This is a genomic window from Burkholderia mycopellens, from assembly GCF_964265025.1.
In the GTDB taxonomy this organism is placed as follows: domain Bacteria; phylum Pseudomonadota; class Gammaproteobacteria; order Burkholderiales; family Burkholderiaceae; genus Burkholderia.
In genome coordinates, this window is record NZ_OZ183803.1 from 2,928,710 (window position 1) to 2,946,524 (window position 17,815).

Below are 17,815 nucleotides of genomic sequence, written 5' to 3' on the forward strand. Positions count from 1 at the left end.
CGTTGACGGAGGGGTATCCGCGATGCTATCGGATGGGATCGACGTGAGCGGTAGACGGCAACAACGGCGCCACATGCCACGGCAGCAGCTCATCGACGCGATTGACCGGATGGTCAGCGATACGCTCGAGCACGTAAGCGAGATACGCCTCCGGATCGAGGCCGTTCAGGCGCGCCGTGCCGATCAGGCTATACATCGCGGCGGCCCGTTCACCACCGGAGTCGGCGCCGGCGAACAAGTAGTTGCGCCTCCCGATCGCGACGCCACGCAGCGCCCGCTCGGCGATCAGGTTGTCGATCTCCACCTGCCCGTCGCTGCAGTAATAGACCAGTGCCGACCAGCGATTCATCGCATACCGAAGTGCCTTGGTCGTGTCGGATTTCGCAGAGAGCGTGGCGAGCGTCGCTTCGAACCAGAGCTTCATGTCGTCGAGCAACGGCACCGCTTGTGCCTGACGTACTCTGCGTCGTTCATCGGGCGGTTTGCCGCGGATCTGCTCTTCGATCTTGTAGAGCGCGCCGATCCTGTGCAGTGCCTCTTCGGTTACGGCATTGGGACGCACCGCATGCAGGTCGTGGATTTTCCGGCGAGCGTGGGCCATACATGCAGCTTCCTGGATGGTGCCGCCGCGATACAGCTCGGCATAGCCGGCAAACGCATCGGCCTGCAGCACGCCGGCGAAGTGCGCGAGATGCTGCTGGGGATGTTCACCACGTCGATCCGGCGTATAGGTGAACCAGACCGCCGCCGGCTCTTCGGAGGCACTCGGCCGGTCATCACGCACGTAGACCCACAGGCGTCCTGTCTTTGTGCGACCGTTGCAGGGTGCCAGCACAGGCAGCGGCGTGTCGTCCCCGTGAACCTTGCCGCCGGCTAACGTGTATCGGCGTACGGTGTCGACCAGCGGTGCAAGCAGCGCCGTGATGCTTCCCATCCAATACCCCATCGCACCCGGCTCGATCTCGACGCCGTCGCGCGCGTACATGACTGCCTGGCGATGCAGCGGGATGTGGTACGCGAACTTCGACACGGCAATGTGCGCGAGCAGCGCCGGACCCGGGATGCCACGATCGATCGGTCGACTCGGTGCCGCGGCCTGTACGATGCGATCGCAGCATGCGCAGGCCAGCTTCGGACGGCGGTGGCGGATCACGCGGAAGTGCGCCCGGACGTATTCGAGCTGTTCCGCGACGTCTTCGCCCAGCAGTTTGAGTTGGCCGCCGCAATCGGGGCAGTCATCGTCCGCGGGCAGATGGATGCGCTCTTCGCGCTCAAGGTGATCGGGCAACGGCTTGCGGCCCACACCTTCGCGACTCGGCCGTTTCAACGCAGGAGCGGTGGCCATATCGGCCGAGCCTTCATCGGCCTGCAGGTCTTCCAGCCGCAATTCAAGCTGTTCGATCTGGCGATCCAGCTTCTCCGATTTCCGGCCAAACTGCATCCGGCGCAGCTTGGCGATCGTCAGCTTCAGATGTTCGATCTCGATCGCGCGCGACGAGAGCTGCTCGCGCAAATTGGCGACCATCGCCTTCAGCGCGTCAATGTCATCGGGGAGATCGGCGGGAGCAGCAGACATGCAGTGAGCTTACACGACGCCACCCTCAAGCTCGCCACGCGTAATGAACGTTTACAATGCGCTTCGCGGGCGCGCTGCATCGATCGGCTGCCGCCAATCGAAACCCTCGAGCAAGAGCGCGAGCTGAGCGGTCGTCAGCGCGACAACGCCGGCATCGGCGCGCGGCCACGCGAAGCGTCCTTTCTCGAGGCGCTTCGAGAGAAGGCACAGGCCGCCGTCACACCACCACAAGCACTTCAGCAAGTCACCTCGCTTGCCCCGAAACACAAACACGTGTCCGGAGAACGGATCTTTCTCTAGCACCGTCTGTACTTTCGAGGCCAACGAGTTAAAGCCGGAACGCATGTCCGTGACGCCCGCCGCGATCCAGATTCGCGTGTTCGGCGGAATCACTTCAGGCACTCTCGTAGATACCGTTCAGCGAACTCCTGTGACACGCCGCGGATGCGGATACGTCGCTTGCCAACCTCGATCTCGATTTCACAGCTCGGCGACATCGCCGGGCTCGCCGACACATCCAGCGTTTGCGGCAGAGAGTGGTTTGGGACGTTTTTCGATGGCAGATCGATCACATCAACTGGCAGCAGCGCGATGCTTGGTGTCGAAGTTGCACGTTGCGCTTCCAGTAAGCTTCTCCGCCACTGCGCGACCATATTGGCATTCAAGCCATGCGCACGGGCCACTTCGGCAATTGAACGATTCGGATCGTTCGCTTCAGCAGCAACCGCTTCCCGAAACTCCTTCGTGTAGTTCCTCGATCCCGGTTGTCTTCCATGCACTACTGGCTTCATCGATCTGATTCCCATTACATCTGATGGGAATCAGATTGCCTATGCCGCGCTCTCACGAACAGACGGTACATGTCGAGCGCTTACGATAGTCTGACCCGAGCATTGACGCCGGAAGAATCGCCGCCCGTGCATCGTGTGGGTCATGGCACTTCAGAGGTGGCCTCACTCGTTCGGACAGTTTTCTGAGATTTTTAAGTGGAGCGGCCGAGGCAATCATGCTGCCGATTTGATCGCAGGCAGCGTCGCGAAGTATGCCTCATCCGGCGTCTGATCCGCCAGGCTCGAATGGGGCCTTTTCCGGTTGTACAGCTCGATGTAGTCGCCGATGGAGCGCCGGGCATGGCTGACCGACTCGTAGGCCCGCAGGTAAATCTCTTCGTACTTGATGCTGCGCCATACGCGCTCGACGAACACGTTGTCACGCCAAGCCCCTTTGCCGTCCATCGACAGCCGCACGCCTCGACACAGTACGGCCTCGGTGAACGCGCCCGCCGTGAACTGGCTGCCTTGATCGGTGTTCACGATGTCGGGCAGCCCGTAGCGGGCGAACGCTTCTTCCAGTGCCTCGACGGCATGCGTGGCTTCCAGCGTGATGGCAACCCGGTGCGCGAGAATCTTGCGGCTCGCCCAGTCCACCACGGCCGTCAGGTACACGAAGCCTCGCGCCATCGGAATGTAGGTCGTGTCGAGGGCGAACACCTGGTTGGCCCGCGCGATCTTCATGCCGCGCAGCAAGTACGGCCATATCTTGTGCTGCGCGTTGCGGCGGCTTGTGTTCGGCTTGCAGTACAGCGCCTCCACGCCCATGCGCTTCATCAACGTGCGTACGCGACGGCGGCCGACTTCATGGCCCTCCCGACGCAACAGGCGCGCCAGCATCCGTGCCCCGGCAAACGGGAACTCCATGTGCAGTTCGTCGATTCGCCGCATCAACAACAAATCGGTTTCGCTGACCGGCTGCGGCCGGTAATACGCACTCGATCTCGCGATGCCAACCAGTCGCGTCTGTTGCGAAACCGGCAGCGCATGCGTACGGTCGATCATCGTTTTGCGCTCAGCAATCCCGCCTTGGTGAGCGCACCTTCTAAAAAATCATTCTCCAGTGTCAGCTGGCCGATCTTGGCGTGCAACGCCTTCAGGTCCACCGGCGGCTCGCTCGACGGCATGCCTGCCGCGCCAAACACGTCCGCCGCACGCTCCTGCAATTGCCGCTTCCATTCGGTAATCTGGTTCGGGTGCACATCAAACTGCTGCGCCAGCTCGACCAGCGTGCGCTCGCCCTTGACCGCTGCGAGCGCCACCTTCGCTTTGAACGCCGCTGAGTGCGTGCGTCGGGTTTTCTTCGTCATTTCCTCGGTTCCTTTGCCGGCATTATCGCTGGCTCAGGCCCCGGCCGTTCCACTTATCTGGCTGTCCGATTTTGCGAGGCCACCTCTGTACAGCCAGGAGTCCAGTAAGCAGCCCCGTATGAAATGCGATGGTCCAGTGGGCAAAGCTCATGATATTTCCCCAACTCCCCGGCATGCACGTCATGCACGCACTGGTCGGCTGCCAGAAACGCTGGATAAACAGTCTGACGCGGTGCTTCCACTCGGTTGACATGATGCATTCCCATCAGCGCCGTCGCCACGACCGGCGCTGCCACACGTATCGTTGAAGCAGTTTCCGAACTCTTTGGCTCGTTCGCCGCCGTCGTCACGGATGGGTCGGCTGTGCGTCGTAGAGGCTTGGCAATAACCTGAACATGGGGGAATACTACTCCACGATTAGACGGCCGCTATTTCGACCGCGACCGGAATTCAACTCTCGTGTCTGTCGGTGCGGCCCCGTCAGTGACGCGCATCGAACGAGGTACTTGCGCGCGAAGTCGACGGCAGGTATCGAACCGCATGCGGAAGTAGCCGATTCGAAATCCGACGACGCAAAGCGGTCATCCCAGGTTCTACGCCGCACGGGGCCACCTTCCCGATGTGCTAGCGGTCGACTACGCGTCGCCACGGTTCGCGGTGAAAGACCGAAGCGTATTGCGGATTCAACCGGTCGATGCAACACACTAGAATCTGCGCAAGCAGTGGAGGTGTTGCAAATGAAGCAGAGGCCGAGGATCTACTATTCTGAGAGTCAGAAAGCACTCATGTGGGACCGCTGGCGCAAAGGTGAAACGATTCATCAAATTGCCAAACTGTTCGATCGGGGCCACTCTTCGATACAGCGGATCCTGTCAGAGGCCGGCGGCATCGAGCCACCGCAAAGACATCGCGCACCGCAGACATTGACGCTCGCGGAACGCGAGGAAATCTCTCGCTGCCTGGTGAGCGGATTATCGATTCGGTCTATCGCGGCCAAGCTGGGACGTGCTCCTTCCACGATCAGCCGCGAGCTGCAGCGCAACGGAGGCAGCCAAGGTTATCGAGCGAGCCGGGCGGATGAGCTCGCCTGGGATCGGGCACGTCGCCCGAAGATTTGCAAATTAGTGAGCAACCAGACGCTGGCGCGAGTTGTCGCTGCAAAGCTGAAGCTGCAGTGGTCCCCTGAGCAGATTTCTGGTTGGCTCAAGCATGCGTATGCCGTCAACAAGGACCATCTGGTGTCACACGAGACGATCTATCGGAGCCTCTATATTCAAGCTCGCGGTGCCCTGAAAAAGGAATTGCTTGAACACTTGCGACGCTCTCGAGCGATGCGCCGGTCTCGCCATCACACATTGAAAACCGAAGACCGCACGAACATTCGCGACGCTGTATCGATCAGTGAACGCCCCGCGACGGCGGAGGATCGCGCGATACCCGGGCACTGGGAAGGGGACTTGCTGTTTGGCAACGCTACCAGCCAGATTGCGACTCTTGTCGAACGTCAGAGTCGATACGTGATGCTGGTAAAAGTAGCCGGCAAGGATTCCGAGGCTGTGGTCAACGCGCTGATACGACACGCCAGCAAGTTACCTCGGGAACTATATAAATCGCTGACCTGGGACAGGGGCACGGAAATGGCTGATCACAAACGCTTTACCGTGGCGACCAAGATCCAGGTCTATTTCTGCGATCCGCAGAATCCGTGGCAACGCGGCTCGAATGAAAACATGAACGGACTGCTGAGGCAGTACTTCCCGAAAGGTACCGACCTCTCTGCCTATTCCCAAGCCCAACTCGACGCTGTAGCGAGGCGTCTCAACGAGCGTCCGCGTAAGACGCTAAACTTTGACACACCCGCCCAGCGGTTCCATCAATCTGTTGCATCGACCGGTTGAATCCGCAATCCTCTCGGGGCAGTTCTGAGGGAGCATCACCGGCGAGTCCGTAAACTTCGATGCCACTTAGCAAACCAGCGCTCTCGTAAATGAAGATTCCCGCCGGCGCGTCGTCCGGGCCAAAGAGAAAGTCCCCGAGAACATGCACCCCCGGCGGCGCAGGTTGGTTGCCCTTGATCTGAAAATTGATACTTGCACAGCCGCAGGGGCAGCGCCACGGTGTGACTTCGGCCACCGCGAGTTGTTCGAGAAACGCTCGCGCCTCCGGTTCGCCATGTTCCAGCATCCAGCGAGCGAGCAACATCTCGGAAGCCGACAATGGGCGATTTACTTCGCGAGGATTCATGGTTTGGGCACTCGAACGGATGCAAGCGAGTTTAGCAGGCGGGTGGCGGGTGGCCGCTTCTTCGACGGGGGACACTGAAAGCGGACGCTCGCAAACGACTCTTCCTGGTCGAACTGAATCAACCAATCTGACGCTGCCTGCTTGATCTAGTCCAGTCTATGACAAGTGAAGGGATCATTTCCTGCCCTTTCCTGCCAACACGGCGACGACGAGAATCCATCGTCTAACGGCCGCTCTCCGGTGAATTTCAGGAGGCGGCCGACCCGCCCCGAACGAAATGATGCTCCACCCTTGCGCGGAGCACGCCATCAAGCGCGGCGAGTCGCTCGCGCAGTCGAACCGCCTGCCCTTCCGTCATTTCCCCGAGAACGATTTTCTGCTCCAGAACGTCCCCACAGCGGGTGATGGCCCAACGGTCAACCGTGACGGTTTCACCTTCGAGTACGGCGGCCGCTGTCGAGACGATGCCCGGATTCACTCTCGAGACGAGATGAAGCGTATGCGTCAGCGTGAAACCTGGGAGGAGGTGCGACCAGTCTTCACAGACTGTCGGGCAGGAAGCAGAGGTTACTTGACGCATGGTTGCTCCGGATGAGTGGTGATCGAACCGGTGCCAGCCATGCTGCTCCCGTTTCGTTGCCGTAAATCGGCCGCATCGCCTGAAGGCGTCCACCTTGCCCGGGAGGGCAGGTTGGCGTCGGATAGTCCGACTCTGGATGCTTGATTTCTCACGTTCGACATTCCGAACGCGGGTTCATTATACCGAAATTCGGATGGCGGGCAAGGAGTGCCGCAGGAGGCCGACCTTGGTCGGGTGTCGAGATTCATCCTACTGGGCACTTTGTTCACTCAACGCTGACCTCTGAAGTTACTTCAAGGTTGCGGTCGATGCCAGTCCGCCGGCCTCAAGGTTGTTCCGTGGCTCGGTCGGCCAGAAACGGTCGCTCGACGCTGCAGCCTGGATCGCCGACAATTGGACGCCGATAGTCCATTCGAACGTCACTATGAACGCTAGGAGTTCTCGCTTCTTTATCACGGGCTGTACTGAGGAGCCTGTTTTTGTCTTAGATGGTATCGCTTCGGAATGGTTGTTCGTTTCAAAATTCTGGCAAAGGGTAAACACCTTGCTTGGAACAATGTTTGATCAGTTCGAAGAGGAAGTAGCCGAGCCCGCGACACTCAGCCAAATCGCATGTGAGCTGACACATCAAATTTGCGATCTTGAGGAGCGGAAAGACGAGATTATTAGCTTCGTCTACAGATGGACACCACACGGGGAAGTCTATGTTCTGGAGACCCGTCGAGCGACCCTTATCTCGCAGTTGGAAACAGTCCGTGACTTCCTTTTCCAGGCCGCAAAAAATGATGAGGCACTCGAATTGAGTCTTTAGGAAGATCAGTTTGAACAATGGCTTGCATCTCCGGATGCGGCAAAATTTCTTGACATCGGCGTGACCAATGTTAGGTGAAGGAGTTATACGCTTCGGGTCGGTAACGGTCGCCCTTCGAACGGGTAAGCGTAGGTAGTGGCGTAGGTTTGTGCGCCGAGCCTTGTCAGATAACACGCAGGTACTGCTGCTTCATTGGAGTGACGGGTGACTACGGTCGACCGCATCACGCAGTAGCCGGCCAGCTTGAGATATTCGACGCAGCCACTAAAATCGCTGACAATAAGGAGTCCAAGCGCCCTGATGCACCTATATGAACGCCGTGATTTTGCAAGTCGCTTTTGCTGACAACGGCTCTTGGGGCAGCCCGACCTTAGAACTGGTGACTGGCCACGCTGTCTACAGTCGGTCAGTTGCAATCAGTAGGCGCCGACCTTAAGATCGTCGAAAATCGACACGGGCGTCTGTGTCCACCGCTCTTTGTTTGAAGTTCGTCCGTTGGGAGGACTAGTGCGAGTTGAAGTTCAAATAGTCAATGCTTTGACAGACGGAAAAGTGGGCGGTAACCCCGCAGGCGTCGTGATTGACGCCGATGAGCTTACGGCAAGTCAGAAATTGTACGTTGCGCAGCGGGCCGCCTTGTCAGAGACCGCGTTCGTGTCGACGTCGAGTATTGCAACGGTCAAGTTGGAATTTTTCACGCCGACTCGGCAAATAGCTCATTGTGGCCATGCCACTATCGCTACATTTTCTCTCTTAAGAGAAATCGGCAGAGTGGGTAACGGCAAGTCGTTGAAAGAGACGATCGACGGATGCAGAGACATCGCGATTGATGGCAATACCGTTCTGATGGAGCAGCGCTCTCCAATTTATCGATCAATCGGAGCGGACTCGCCATTCTCTGAAATAATTGCCCAATCGTTGGGAGTATCAACAATCCAAATCCATAGCATCGAAAGCCCGACAATCGTCAACACTGGCAACAGCTTTCTGATGATTGCATTGCCCGACGAGAAGTCCGTGGCTGAGATTCATCCGGACCAGCGCGCTATTGAATCGATCAGCGAAGATCTTGATTTGATTGGTTATTACGTATTCTCGACGACGACGAAAATACCTGGGCGCCATGCGGGAGCACGCATGTTCGCACCGCGTTTCGGAATTGCAGAAGAGTCTGCGACCGGAACAGCAGCCGGGCCTCTGGCGTGCTTGCTGTACGAGCGGATGGGGGCAGGCGATACGGAAATAATCATTGAACAAGGACACTTGATGCAGCAATCTTCACCGAGCGTCATCAAAGTCATTCTCGATGTCGACAATGGAAGAATCTCCCGATTGATGGCCGGAGGCACGGGGGTTGTCATGCGGTCGATCACGGTCGAGATCTGATGTTGTTCTGAGTGTCCGTTTCCCGAATTTCCGAATGGCTTCAATAGGTCGATGAGAGCCGGTCGCCCGTGCGCGACCGAGCCCAGCTGCCCTTGGAAGTTCAACGTTGAATGAACCGCGCATTCAACATCGAATGAGCGCGTTTGCCGGTGGGCCGTGTACGGCTGGCGCGTCGGAACCAGGTTGAGTGAATCTCGACATCGGGTGGCGCACCCGATCCGGCCAGCGCGCAGGAGCCGAGCTCGACGACGCGATCTCGTACGTGCCGACGAAACGACCCGTAGACAAAATGAAGCGCGGCACCTCGCCCCCGTCAAAACACCGTATGCACCCCCACCCGCGCCACCGTCTGGCTCGCCGAACTCGAAGCCCCATTCGGATCGAGCACGCCATTGACCTGCGCATTCGCGCCGCTGTTCGCCCGCTGATAATCCGCCGACACATAAACCATCGTCCGCTTCGAGAACAGGTACTGAAGGGCCACGCTGACCTGATGCGCGTGGTTGTCGTTCACCGCTTCATTGCCCTTCATGTACATGTATTTCGCCCCCAGCACGACATCCGGCCGCACGTGCCACAACCCGCCCGCTTCGGCCATCCACACCCCGGCATCGTTGAACGAATTCCGCACGGTGGTCACCAGAGCACTCGCTGTCACGACACCGAAGTCGTAGTGCATCCCGACGCCCCAGTTGCGCACGCTGGTGGACGGCACGCCGGGCGCGGGACCGTACTTCTCGTTCGTATACGCCGCACCGACACCAAACGGCCCCGCTTCATAGTTCAGTCCGGCGCTGACGGCATTGTCCGCTCCGACCGAACCGGCCACCCCGCCAAACGCATACATCACGCCGCCGGAAAAACCCGCGACCGTCGGCGAGCTGTACTTGACGGCGTTCGCGATCGGCTTGCTGCCTGCCGTGCGGTCCCAATCGAACGCACCGGTCGGGTTGTCCGGGAGCGCGAGACGCTGGAACGGGCCATTGCGAAAGCCGTACAGCCCCGAGATATCCCGTGAAATCGCGTTGTTCTTTGAAAACAGCGCATCCACCATGAAGTCGTACTGGTTACCCAGCGTGATGCTGCCGAGCCGATTGCTTTCAAGGCCGACGTACGCGTTGCGCCCGAAAATCCCGGTCCCGACGATGCTGCCGTTGGCCATCGAGAACTGGTTCACGAGCGCGAAGATCGCGCGATATCCGCCGCCAAGGTCTTCCGTGCCGCGAAAGCCGAAGAGATTGGGCGCGAAGATGCCGTCGTCGAACTTGGCGTTCTTTCCGCCCCCCTCGTTGCTGACATAAGAGACGCCGGCGTCGATCAGCCCGAACATCGTCACGCTGCTCTGCGCCCATGCGCCCTGCGCCACGGCAAGAATCGCCACTGCTCCAAACCTGAGTTTCATTCCGTCTCCGTCTTTTTTATGAAAATGCGAGGCCGCCACCTGCTGCGTGGCAGGTGCTCGCCCGGTGCTGCACAAGGAATCGCCGTCTTTCGGGTGCCGATTACTCGACACCCTCAACATCATTAGCTTTACTGATTGATGAATACGATGACCGTCGCATCAACCCGCCCTGCTTTCACTTCATCGACACACCCGGATCAAGCGCCGCGATAGACGACCCACGCGCCGGCATCCACCTCGACAGCCACGCCCTCCAGCGCCGAGCCCGAGCAAGGCCCATCGATACACACGCCATCGTCGAACCGGAACAGCGCGCTGTGATGGGCGCACATCAACACCTGCGACCGGTAACAGGAAACGCTGCCCGGCACGAAATCGAGCGGCACCGAGAAGTGTGGGCAACGATTCACATACGCCCACACCTGCTCGCCCCGTCGCACGACGATCACGGGGCGTCCGATGCATGCTTCGTCGACGACCCGCGCGCCGCCGTCGGGCACATCGGCAAGCTGGCAGAGTGGTCGTGCTTCCATCGTTCACACTCTCTGCTCGGGGTTGCCGAGGCTCCAGTCCCACGGCCGCACTTCCACGTGCGAGAACAGCCCTTCCTTCACATACGGATCGTTGCCGATGAACTGCATCACCGCCTGAATGTCGTCCGCCTCCACGACGAGCAGCGTGCCGTTCATCGCGTCGCCGTGCGGGTCCAGTGTCGGGCCGCCGAGCCGCACCACCACGCCGTGCTGATCGGCCGAGCGCAGGTAAGTCCGGTGAATCGGCCGCACGCGATCGCGCACGTCGCGCATGCCCGGCTGGTCCGTCGCAAACACCGCAAAGAAACGCGCCATGGCGATCAGCTCCGATCGAGGACGAATGCATGCAGATGCCGCACGCGGCGCTGCATCGGCATGCGCAAGCGCGGGCTCGGCGTGCCGTCGAAGCTGGCGACGACCTGCTCGTTCAGCCTGGTGTCGCCGTCATGGCGGTCATGGCTCATGTCTTTCTCCATTGACGCATCGGGCCGCTCATTGCGGCGCGCGCCCTTCCCAAGCGTGCTGAAGCAGTGCGCGAATCGCCGCGCGTTCGATCGGCCGCGGGTTTGCATACGGGTTGCGGCAAGCGAGATCGGCAGCTTCGTCGAGGCCGGCCTCCGGCATCCCGAGATCGGCGAGCGCCGGCGCGATGCCGAGCTGCGCGTTCAGCGCAAACAGCAGCGGGCCCGTTTCGGCCGCATCGTTCCCGCCCAACGCGCGCGCCACGCGGCGCAGCGCATCGGGTGCGGCAACATGGTTGTAGTGCGCGGTGTGCGGCAGCATCGCCGCATGCGTCTGCGCATGCGGCAGGTTGAAGGTGCCGCCGAGCGTGTGACACAGCTTGTGGTGCAGCGCCATACCGACCGCGCCCAGGCAGGTTCCCGCGAGCCACGCGCCGTACAGCGCGCGGCTGCGCATCGCGCGGTGCGCCGGATCGCGCACCACGACGGGCAGCGCTTCGCCGAGCGCGCGGATCGATTCTTCCGCCATCAGGCTGATCACCGGATTCGCGTCTTCCGCATAGAGCGCCTCGACGGCATGCGCCATCGCATTGATGCCCGATGCCGCCGAAATGGCCGGCGGCAGCGTCAACGTCAGCGACGGGTCGTAGAGCACCGTCCGCGGCAGCACGCGCGCGTCGCGCCCGGTGCGCTTCAGCCGGCCTTCCGTGAGCCCGAAGATCGGCGTCATCTCCGAGCCCGCGTAAGTCGTCGGCACGGCGAGGATCGGCAGCACCGATTCGAGCGCAATGGCCTTGCCCAGCCCGATCGTCGACCCGCCGCCGATCGCGACGCAACAGTCCGCGTCCAGTTCGCCGGCCATCTCGCGAGCCGCGTGCGCGACCTCGATCGGCACATGCATGACCGCCTGTGCGCAGATGCCGGCCGAACGCTCGCCCAGGATCGCCGCGACACGCTCGGCGAGCGGCCGCTGCTCGGGCGTGGACAGGATCAGCGCGCGGCGGGCGCCGAGCGTCGACAACTCGTCCGGCAGCCTGGCGAGCGCGCCCCATTCGAATACCACGCGGGAAGGGGTGCCCTGATAGACGAAGCGATCCATGGCGAACCTCAGCGCTTGAAGTGCGGCGGCACGTTGCCGTCGACGTTGACCCACACCGACCGCGCTTCGGTGTAGTCGTGCATCGCCTCGAAGCCCATCTCGCGGCCGTAGCCCGACTTGCCGACGCCACCGAACGGGCTACCCGGATTGACGCGCTTGTAGCAGTTGATCCAGCACATGCCCGCGTCGATCCGCGACGCCATCTTGTGTGCGCGGGAAATATCCTTCGTCCACAGGCCGCTGCCCAGCCCGTATTCGGTTGCGTTCGCAATGGCCAGTGCTTCGTCGTCGCTGCCGAAGCGCAGCACCGTGACGAACGGTCCGAACACTTCCTCCTGCGCAACGCGGTCGGCGGCGCTCCTTGCCTCGATGACCGTCGGGCGCACGTAGTAGCCGTCGGCAAGCGCCGGATCCTGCGGCGCGCTGCCGCCGGTGAGCACGCGACCGCCCTGCTCGCGCGCGACATCGACGAACGACAGCACGCGCTCGAGGTGCTGCTTCGAGGTGAGCGGCCCCATCTCGGTGTTCGCATCGAGCGGGTTGCCGATGCGGATCGACGACGCGAGCGCGACGAAGCGCTCGAGGAACGCATCCGCGATGCGTTCGTGCAGCACGAGACGCGAGCCGGCGATGCACGCTTGCCCCTGGTTGTGGAAGATCGCCCACGCGGCGCCGTTGATGGCCGCGTCGAGGTCGGCATCGTCGAACACGATGTTGGCGCCCTTGCCGCCCAGTTCGAGTTGCACGCGCTTCAGGTTGCCTTGCGACGCTTCGACGATCCGGCGGCCGGTGGCCGTCGATCCCGTGAACGCGATCTTGCCGACGCCCGGATGTTCGGCGAGCCGCTGCCCCGCCGTATGCCCGTAGCCGGGGACGATATTGACGACACCCGCAGGGAACCCGACCTCGGCCATCAGCTCGACGATGCGCAGCGTCGACAGCGGCGTGATTTCCGACGGCTTGAGCACCACCGTGTTGCCCGCGGCGAGCGCCGGGCCCATCTTCCAGCTCGTAAACATCAGCGGAAAATTCCACGGCACGATCTGGCCGACGACACCGATCGGCGCGCGCTGCACGTAGTTCAGAAAGCCGGTTTCGACGGGAATCACCGAGCCCTGCAGCTTGTCGGCCATACCGCCGAAGTAACGGAAGCAGGCCGCCGTGCGCGGCACGTCGAGCGAACGCGAATCGCGAATCGGGTGGCCGGTGTCCAGCGATTCGAGCTGCGCCAGCTCCTCCGCGTTGGCCTCGATCGCATCGGCCAGGCGCAGCAGCAAGCGGCCGCGCTCGGCGGCCGGCAGCGCCGACCATTTCGGGAACGCGCGGGTCGCGGCTTCGACGGCCAGGTCGACATCCGCCGCGGTGGCCGCGGCGATCTTCGTGATGACGGCGCCGTCGTGCGGATTCAGCACGTCGATCGTGCCGCGGTCGACAGCGTCAACGAAGCGTCCGTCGATGAAGAGTTGGGTTTGCATGAATCGTCCTCGGTGTAGGGCTTGAAGCGGAAACTGCAGCGCCGCTCAGAACGCGATCGGATACGGCGCGAGCTCGCCGCTCTCGTAGCGTTGCGGCAGGTCCGGCGTCGCGTTTTCCCAGACCAGCAGCATCGAGCGCTTCGTGGAATAGCCCTGGTGCCGGATGTCGGCGGGCATCGCGCAGATGTCGCCGGCGCGCATCGTCACGCGTGCGCGCGGCGCGCCGGTGTTCTTGTCGCCGATGTCCCATACGATTTCGTCGGACAACTGCAGAAACCATTCGACGCGGTCGTTGCCATGGAACACCGGCAGGATGAATTCCTCGGTGGTCGGGCAGAACAGGCTGCGCCCGCACACCGACGTGACCGACGGATTCCACGTCACGTCCGAGCGCGACAGGTACTTGAACAGGTTGAACGCGTGCAGCTCGCCTTCGAAGCCCGGCTCGACGTGCACTTCCGGTTCGTCCTGCGCGACGTCGAGGAACGCGCGGTTGACCGGCAGGTCGTCGCGCAGCGGCGAATCGCCTTCGAGGCCCGGCATGCGGCGCGTCGCGATCCGCGTGCGCTCGATCGCCGAGCCGTTGTCACCGTGCTTGCGTCCGAACGCCGTACCGGTTTCCTCGGGCGCCGCGAACGGGTCGAAGCCCTCGTTCGTCCAGTCGTGCAGCATCGCCTTGAAGGTCGCCATGATCGTGGGCGTGTCGAAGGTCTCGGTGTAGTCGACCCCGGCGTCCTTCAGGATGCCGTTGAAGGTGCCCGCATACATGTCCACCTTGCCGTAGTGATTGCGCGTGCCGAACACGTGGTCGAAGTTCACCCAGCCGTAGAAGAAGCCCCACGCCACGTCGCGCATCATCGCGCGCAGGAACGCGTCCGCCGGCATCGCATGCGTGCGCGTCCGGCCTTTCGCGGGCCAGCTGATCTTCACGAAATATTCGTCGCGCTGGAACTCGAACGCGCCGAGCTGGAAGCCGCGATAGCCGGTGACGGCATCGGCTTCGGTCGATCGCACCAGATCGGCGGCAAAGCCCACGGAGGGGTCGAGGGTGGCCATAACGTGTCTCCTGGAATAGTCGAATGAGGTCGGACGAATCAGTGCAGGCAGATGTCGGCCCACTTCTCCACCGACAGCTCGCCCAGGACGGTCTGCACGAGCGCGACGCCCGGCCGGCTCGCGGTGAAGCGGTATGCGCAGCCGGCCGGCAGCAGCGCCTGATGGCCCTGGCGCAATACGACGTAGCCCATCTTGCGGCCGGCCGGTTGCGTGCCGGCGCTCACGGTTCCGCGCCCCGATGCCGGCGGCGTATCGAGCTTGATGAAATCGATCCGGACTTCGCCATCCATCTGGATCACGAACTCGTCGTGCGCGCAGGCGAACCACGGCGACTGGCCGTCGGTGCGCAGCACTTCGATCACGTATTCGAGGTTCTTGCCGGCGACGACCTTTTCGTAAGGGGCCGACTTCGATGCGACCTCGAAGACATTCGAGAACGCGTAGTGTTGAGCGCTGCCGCTCGTGATTTCGATCTCGCCCTTCCGGTAGCTGTCGAGCGAGCCAAAGACGGTATGGAATGCCGTGTCGGTCATTGCTGTCTCCTGAGTTGAACCGCTTGTTGGATTCAACTCTAGGGGCAAGGAACCCCCGCAACAAGGCACGGGACGGCGACTACGGCATTTGCGTTTCGCGAATAATCGGCGTGGTTCAACGCACCCAGCCACGCGCCAGAAGGGGAAGATCCCACGGGGGTTCGTCGCCGATGGTTTCCGCGAGGAATTCGACCAGCGCCTTCACCTTCAGCGCCTGTCGCTGCGTGGCGGGATACACCGCGGCAAAGCTCAGCGGCGCGAGCTGGAAGTCGGTGAGGATGGGCACCAGCCGGCCGGCGACGAGCGCTTCGCTCGCCACGAGCGTCGGCAGGCACACGACACCGCCGCCGGACAGCGCGTACTCGCGCAGCAGGTGCACGGAGTTCGAGCGGATCATGCCGGGCAACTCCATTTCGACGACCTCGTCGCCGCACGTCATCGTCCAGCGGTTGCGCGACGGATAGCCCGAATACAGCGCAGTGGTGTGGTGCAGGAGGTCGCGCGGATGTTGTGGCGCACCATGCGCGTCGAGGTACGCGGGCGACGCGCAAAAGAGGCGCCTGACGGTGAATAGCCGCCGTTCGATCAGCGATTCGGAAATGGGCGGAAAGATCTGGAACGCGATGTCGAACCCTTCTTCGACCGGGTCCACGACCCGGTCATTGACGATGACGTCGAGCTGGATGCCCGGGTAGCGCCGGTTGAATGCCATCAGCGGCGCACCGAAGTGATCGAGCGCGAAACCGGGCAGCATCTGGATACGCAGCCGCCCGGTCGGTGTCGCGCGAAGCTCGCGCATCTGGTCCGTCAGCTCGTTGACGCGCCCCACCACCTCCGCGCACTCGCGATAGAACGCCTCGCCCACTTCGGACAGGCGCACGTGGCGCGTGCTGCGATGAAACAGCGGCGCGTTGACGAACTTCTCGAGCTGCTGGATGCGATTCGTCACGACGGAGCTGGTCACGCCAAGCTGCCGCGCCGCCTCGGCGAAGCTGCTCGCCTCCGCCACCCTGACGAATGCCTCGATGCTCAGAAACCGGTCCATACCGCGCCCTTTTTCGACAGCGAAACCGGCAGTCTACCCGTGCGGATCACGGGCTGGGTCATGCGAAAGGCGTCACTGTGTCACGCAATCGATGTCAATCGGCGGCGGCGCCGGCCCATGCCTGCGCCGACCGTCGCGCGCGGGCCTTAACGCTGCTGCTCGCCCGCCGCCAGCGCCGGCTGCACGGCCGCGCGGCGCTGCAGCACGGCCGGCGCGGTTTCCTTCAGCAGCAGGCTGACCGCGATGCCCAGCAGCACCGCGACCATCGGCAGCCACAGAATGTTCTGGATGCCAAAGTGTGCGGCGACGTAGCCGCCCATCGCCGGCGCGATGCCGCCGCCGAAAATCTCGCCGACACCGACCACCACGCCGATCGACGTCGACACGAGCCCGACGGGCGCAGCCTCGGTCGCCACGGGGCCGGACAGCAGCGACACCAGCCCGAGCGTGAAGAACGACGCGACGAACAGGACCCCGAACAGCGCGAGCGGCTGCGGGCCGAGGCCACGGAAGAGGTAGAGCATCACGGCCGTCCCCGCGAAGCCGACGATGCTGGCGAGACGGCGGCCGACCAGGTCGGACAGCCCTGGCAACCCGAACTGCCCGAGAAAACCGCCGAAGCCGATCGCCGACACGACGAGGCCCATCTTCTGCGTGCCGAGCGCCAGGTAACCGGTCAGGTACAGCGGCAGCAGCGCGCCGAGCACGAATACGCCCGTCATCGCGCAGCACAATGCGGCCATCGCCACGAGGATGTTGCGGCTCCTGAGCACATGGCCGAGCGACGCCGGCGCATGCTCCGACGCGACGGCCTTCGTGACCTTCGGCTCGCGGATCACGAAGAACATGATCGCGCCGAGGATCAGGCCGGGAACGGCGACGAGCGCAAAGACCCAGCGCCACGACACGAACCCGAGCAGCTGCGTCGCGATGATCGGCGACAGCGCGAGCCCGAACAGCGCGAAACCGCTTTGCTGCAGGCCGAGGTTCAGCCCGCGCCGCCGCGGATGCGACGCGTCGGCCGTCGCGGCAAAGCTCGTCGGGCAGAACGAGCCCTCCGCGACGCCCATCAGGCCGCGAATCGCGATCAGCCCGAGCAGGCCGCCCGCGAGCCCCGAGAAGCCCGACAGCAGCGAGAACGCGACGATGGCCGGAATCAGCACCTTCCGGCGGCCGATCTTGTCGGAGATGCCGCCCATCAGCGCCGCGAAGATGCCCCACGACAGGCCGAGCACGCCGATGCAGTTGCCGACGTCCTGCGCGTTCAGGTTGAGGTCCTTCATGATCGAAGGGAACAGCGGCGCGATCAGCCAGCGGTCGAGGCCGACCAGCCCGAAGCCGAGCGCCAGCAGCGTGACCGCCTTCCACTCGTATGAGGTATCCCACTCGTTTGCTTTCATGTCCGTCTCCGTGGACACGGCTTCGCCTGCGCGCGCCGCGGCGCCTGCGCATGAGCCAGGTCCGATGTCTTGTG

The 17,815-nt window shown here is 62.4% G+C and carries 18 protein-coding genes and 1 riboswitch; of the genes, 3 read left to right on the forward strand and 15 right to left on the reverse strand.

Going from position 1 to position 17,815, the window contains the following annotated elements; genetic code table 11:
- Positions 1-25: 25 nt before the first annotated feature.
- The 4 genes from tnpC to ACPTTC_RS31340 form a co-directional block, all read right to left on the reverse strand.
- Positions 26-1,576 (reverse strand): IS66 family transposase, encoded by a 1,551-nt coding sequence (gene tnpC, locus ACPTTC_RS31325; protein ID WP_423391979.1) that lies wholly within the window; start codon positions 1,574-1,576, stop codon positions 26-28.
- 51 nt (positions 1,577-1,627) lie between these two features.
- A complete protein-coding gene (gene tnpB / locus ACPTTC_RS31330; RefSeq protein ID WP_057929670.1) occupies positions 1,628-1,921 on the reverse strand; it encodes an IS66 family insertion sequence element accessory protein TnpB in 294 nt (97 codons plus the stop codon).
- A gap of 44 nt (positions 1,922-1,965) precedes the next feature.
- The gene (tnpA, locus tag ACPTTC_RS31335) at positions 1,966-2,367 is read right to left on the reverse strand and encodes an IS66-like element accessory protein TnpA (RefSeq protein ID WP_423391978.1); all 402 of its coding nucleotides are present in this window, start codon (positions 2,365-2,367) and stop codon (positions 1,966-1,968) included.
- A gap of 213 nt (positions 2,368-2,580) precedes the next feature.
- Positions 2,581-3,716, reverse strand: a protein-coding gene (locus ACPTTC_RS31340) for an IS3 family transposase (protein WP_423393241.1) whose coding sequence is annotated in 2 segments (ribosomal slippage) — positions 2,581-3,452 and positions 3,452-3,716 — 1,137 coding nt in all. Because the reading frame shifts where the segments join, the coding sequence is not laid out codon by codon here.
- Between the two features lie 737 nt (positions 3,717-4,453).
- On the opposite strand from ACPTTC_RS31340, the gene ACPTTC_RS31345 reads away from it, so the two are divergent.
- On the forward strand, positions 4,454-5,614 hold the full coding sequence (locus ACPTTC_RS31345; RefSeq protein ID WP_175978805.1) for an IS30 family transposase: 1,161 nt from the start codon (positions 4,454-4,456) through the stop codon (positions 5,612-5,614).
- Between the two features lie 593 nt (positions 5,615-6,207).
- Here the strand turns inward: ACPTTC_RS31345 and ACPTTC_RS31350 are convergent.
- Entirely contained in the window at positions 6,208-6,540 is a 333-nt protein-coding gene (locus ACPTTC_RS31350; protein WP_423395289.1) for a hypothetical protein, read from the reverse strand.
- Positions 6,541-6,582: 42 nt separating this feature from the next.
- A riboswitch (SAM-I-IV-variant riboswitch) is annotated at positions 6,583-6,685 on the reverse strand.
- A gap of 279 nt (positions 6,686-6,964) precedes the next feature.
- Between ACPTTC_RS31350 and ACPTTC_RS31355 the strand changes: the two genes are divergently transcribed.
- Both ACPTTC_RS31355 and ACPTTC_RS31360 read left to right on the forward strand, forming a co-directional pair.
- On the forward strand, positions 6,965-7,351 hold the full coding sequence (locus tag ACPTTC_RS31355; RefSeq protein WP_423395290.1) for a hypothetical protein: 387 nt from the start codon (positions 6,965-6,967) through the stop codon (positions 7,349-7,351).
- Positions 7,352-7,858: 507 nt separating this feature from the next.
- On the forward strand, positions 7,859-8,737 hold the full coding sequence (locus ACPTTC_RS31360; protein ID WP_423395291.1) for a PhzF family phenazine biosynthesis protein: 879 nt from the start codon (positions 7,859-7,861) through the stop codon (positions 8,735-8,737).
- A 313-nt stretch (positions 8,738-9,050) separates the two neighbouring features.
- Here the strand turns inward: ACPTTC_RS31360 and ACPTTC_RS31365 are convergent, their stop codons facing one another.
- The 10 genes from ACPTTC_RS31365 to ACPTTC_RS31410 form a co-directional block, all read right to left on the reverse strand.
- Complete coding sequence (locus ACPTTC_RS31365) at positions 9,051-10,139, reverse strand: porin (RefSeq protein WP_423395744.1); 1,089 nt, start codon at positions 10,137-10,139, stop codon at positions 9,051-9,053.
- Between the two features lie 197 nt (positions 10,140-10,336).
- Positions 10,337-10,672, reverse strand: coding sequence for a Rieske (2Fe-2S) protein (locus ACPTTC_RS31370; protein ID WP_423395292.1), 336 nt, complete (start codon positions 10,670-10,672; stop codon positions 10,337-10,339).
- A gap of 3 nt (positions 10,673-10,675) precedes the next feature.
- Complete coding sequence (locus ACPTTC_RS31375; protein WP_046549162.1) at positions 10,676-10,987, reverse strand: YciI family protein; 312 nt, start codon at positions 10,985-10,987, stop codon at positions 10,676-10,678.
- 5 nt (positions 10,988-10,992) lie between these two features.
- Positions 10,993-11,136: a hypothetical protein gene (locus ACPTTC_RS31380; RefSeq protein ID WP_423395293.1), complete on the reverse strand. Its 144-nt coding sequence runs from the start codon at positions 11,134-11,136 to the stop codon at positions 10,993-10,995.
- A gap of 28 nt (positions 11,137-11,164) precedes the next feature.
- On the reverse strand, positions 11,165-12,232 hold the full coding sequence (locus tag ACPTTC_RS31385; protein ID WP_423395294.1) for a maleylacetate reductase: 1,068 nt from the start codon (positions 12,230-12,232) through the stop codon (positions 11,165-11,167).
- 8 nt (positions 12,233-12,240) lie between these two features.
- Positions 12,241-13,707 (reverse strand): aldehyde dehydrogenase family protein, encoded by a 1,467-nt coding sequence (locus ACPTTC_RS31390; RefSeq protein WP_423395295.1) that lies wholly within the window; start codon positions 13,705-13,707, stop codon positions 12,241-12,243.
- Between the two features lie 45 nt (positions 13,708-13,752).
- Positions 13,753-14,763 (reverse strand): hydroxyquinol 1,2-dioxygenase, encoded by a 1,011-nt coding sequence (locus ACPTTC_RS31395; RefSeq protein WP_423395296.1) that lies wholly within the window; start codon positions 14,761-14,763, stop codon positions 13,753-13,755.
- Positions 14,764-14,801: 38 nt separating this feature from the next.
- The gene (locus ACPTTC_RS31400; protein ID WP_423395297.1) at positions 14,802-15,296 is read right to left on the reverse strand and encodes a hydroxyquinol 1,2-dioxygenase; all 495 of its coding nucleotides are present in this window, start codon (positions 15,294-15,296) and stop codon (positions 14,802-14,804) included.
- A gap of 115 nt (positions 15,297-15,411) precedes the next feature.
- On the reverse strand, positions 15,412-16,341 hold the full coding sequence (locus ACPTTC_RS31405) for a LysR substrate-binding domain-containing protein (protein WP_423395298.1): 930 nt from the start codon (positions 16,339-16,341) through the stop codon (positions 15,412-15,414).
- A gap of 146 nt (positions 16,342-16,487) precedes the next feature.
- Positions 16,488-17,741 carry an MFS transporter gene (locus ACPTTC_RS31410; protein WP_423395299.1) on the reverse strand — a complete coding sequence of 418 codons (1,254 nt, stop codon included), beginning with the start codon at positions 17,739-17,741 and terminating at the stop codon, positions 16,488-16,490.
- Positions 17,742-17,815: the final 74 nt, after the last annotated feature.

Excerpts from the sequence above, each read along its gene's own strand:
- tnpC (WP_423391979.1), bottom strand. The coding sequence starts at position 1,576 with ATGTCTGCTGCTCCCGCCGATCTCCCCGATGACATTGACGCGCTGAAG.
- tnpB (WP_057929670.1), bottom strand. The coding sequence starts at position 1,921 with ATGCGTTCCGGCTTTAACTCGTTGGCCTCGAAAGTACAGACGGTGCTA.
- tnpA (WP_423391978.1), bottom strand. The coding sequence starts at position 2,367 with ATGAAGCCAGTAGTGCATGGAAGACAACCGGGATCGAGGAACTACACG.
- ACPTTC_RS31345 (WP_175978805.1), top strand. The coding sequence starts at position 4,454 with ATGAAGCAGAGGCCGAGGATCTACTATTCTGAGAGTCAGAAAGCACTC.
- ACPTTC_RS31350 (WP_423395289.1), bottom strand. The coding sequence starts at position 6,540 with ATGCGTCAAGTAACCTCTGCTTCCTGCCCGACAGTCTGTGAAGACTGG.
- ACPTTC_RS31355 (WP_423395290.1), top strand. The coding sequence starts at position 6,965 with ATGAACGCTAGGAGTTCTCGCTTCTTTATCACGGGCTGTACTGAGGAG.
- ACPTTC_RS31365 (WP_423395744.1), bottom strand. The coding sequence starts at position 10,139 with ATGAAACTCAGGTTTGGAGCAGTGGCGATTCTTGCCGTGGCGCAGGGC.
- ACPTTC_RS31370 (WP_423395292.1), bottom strand. The coding sequence starts at position 10,672 with ATGGAAGCACGACCACTCTGCCAGCTTGCCGATGTGCCCGACGGCGGC.
- ACPTTC_RS31375 (WP_046549162.1), bottom strand. The coding sequence starts at position 10,987 with ATGGCGCGTTTCTTTGCGGTGTTTGCGACGGACCAGCCGGGCATGCGC.
- ACPTTC_RS31380 (WP_423395293.1), bottom strand. The coding sequence starts at position 11,136 with ATGAGCCATGACCGCCATGACGGCGACACCAGGCTGAACGAGCAGGTC.
- ACPTTC_RS31385 (WP_423395294.1), bottom strand. The coding sequence starts at position 12,232 with ATGGATCGCTTCGTCTATCAGGGCACCCCTTCCCGCGTGGTATTCGAA.
- ACPTTC_RS31390 (WP_423395295.1), bottom strand. The coding sequence starts at position 13,707 with ATGCAAACCCAACTCTTCATCGACGGACGCTTCGTTGACGCTGTCGAC.
- ACPTTC_RS31395 (WP_423395296.1), bottom strand. The coding sequence starts at position 14,763 with ATGGCCACCCTCGACCCCTCCGTGGGCTTTGCCGCCGATCTGGTGCGA.
- ACPTTC_RS31400 (WP_423395297.1), bottom strand. The coding sequence starts at position 15,296 with ATGACCGACACGGCATTCCATACCGTCTTTGGCTCGCTCGACAGCTAC.
- ACPTTC_RS31405 (WP_423395298.1), bottom strand. The coding sequence starts at position 16,341 with ATGGACCGGTTTCTGAGCATCGAGGCATTCGTCAGGGTGGCGGAGGCG.
- ACPTTC_RS31410 (WP_423395299.1), bottom strand. The coding sequence starts at position 17,741 with ATGAAAGCAAACGAGTGGGATACCTCATACGAGTGGAAGGCGGTCACG.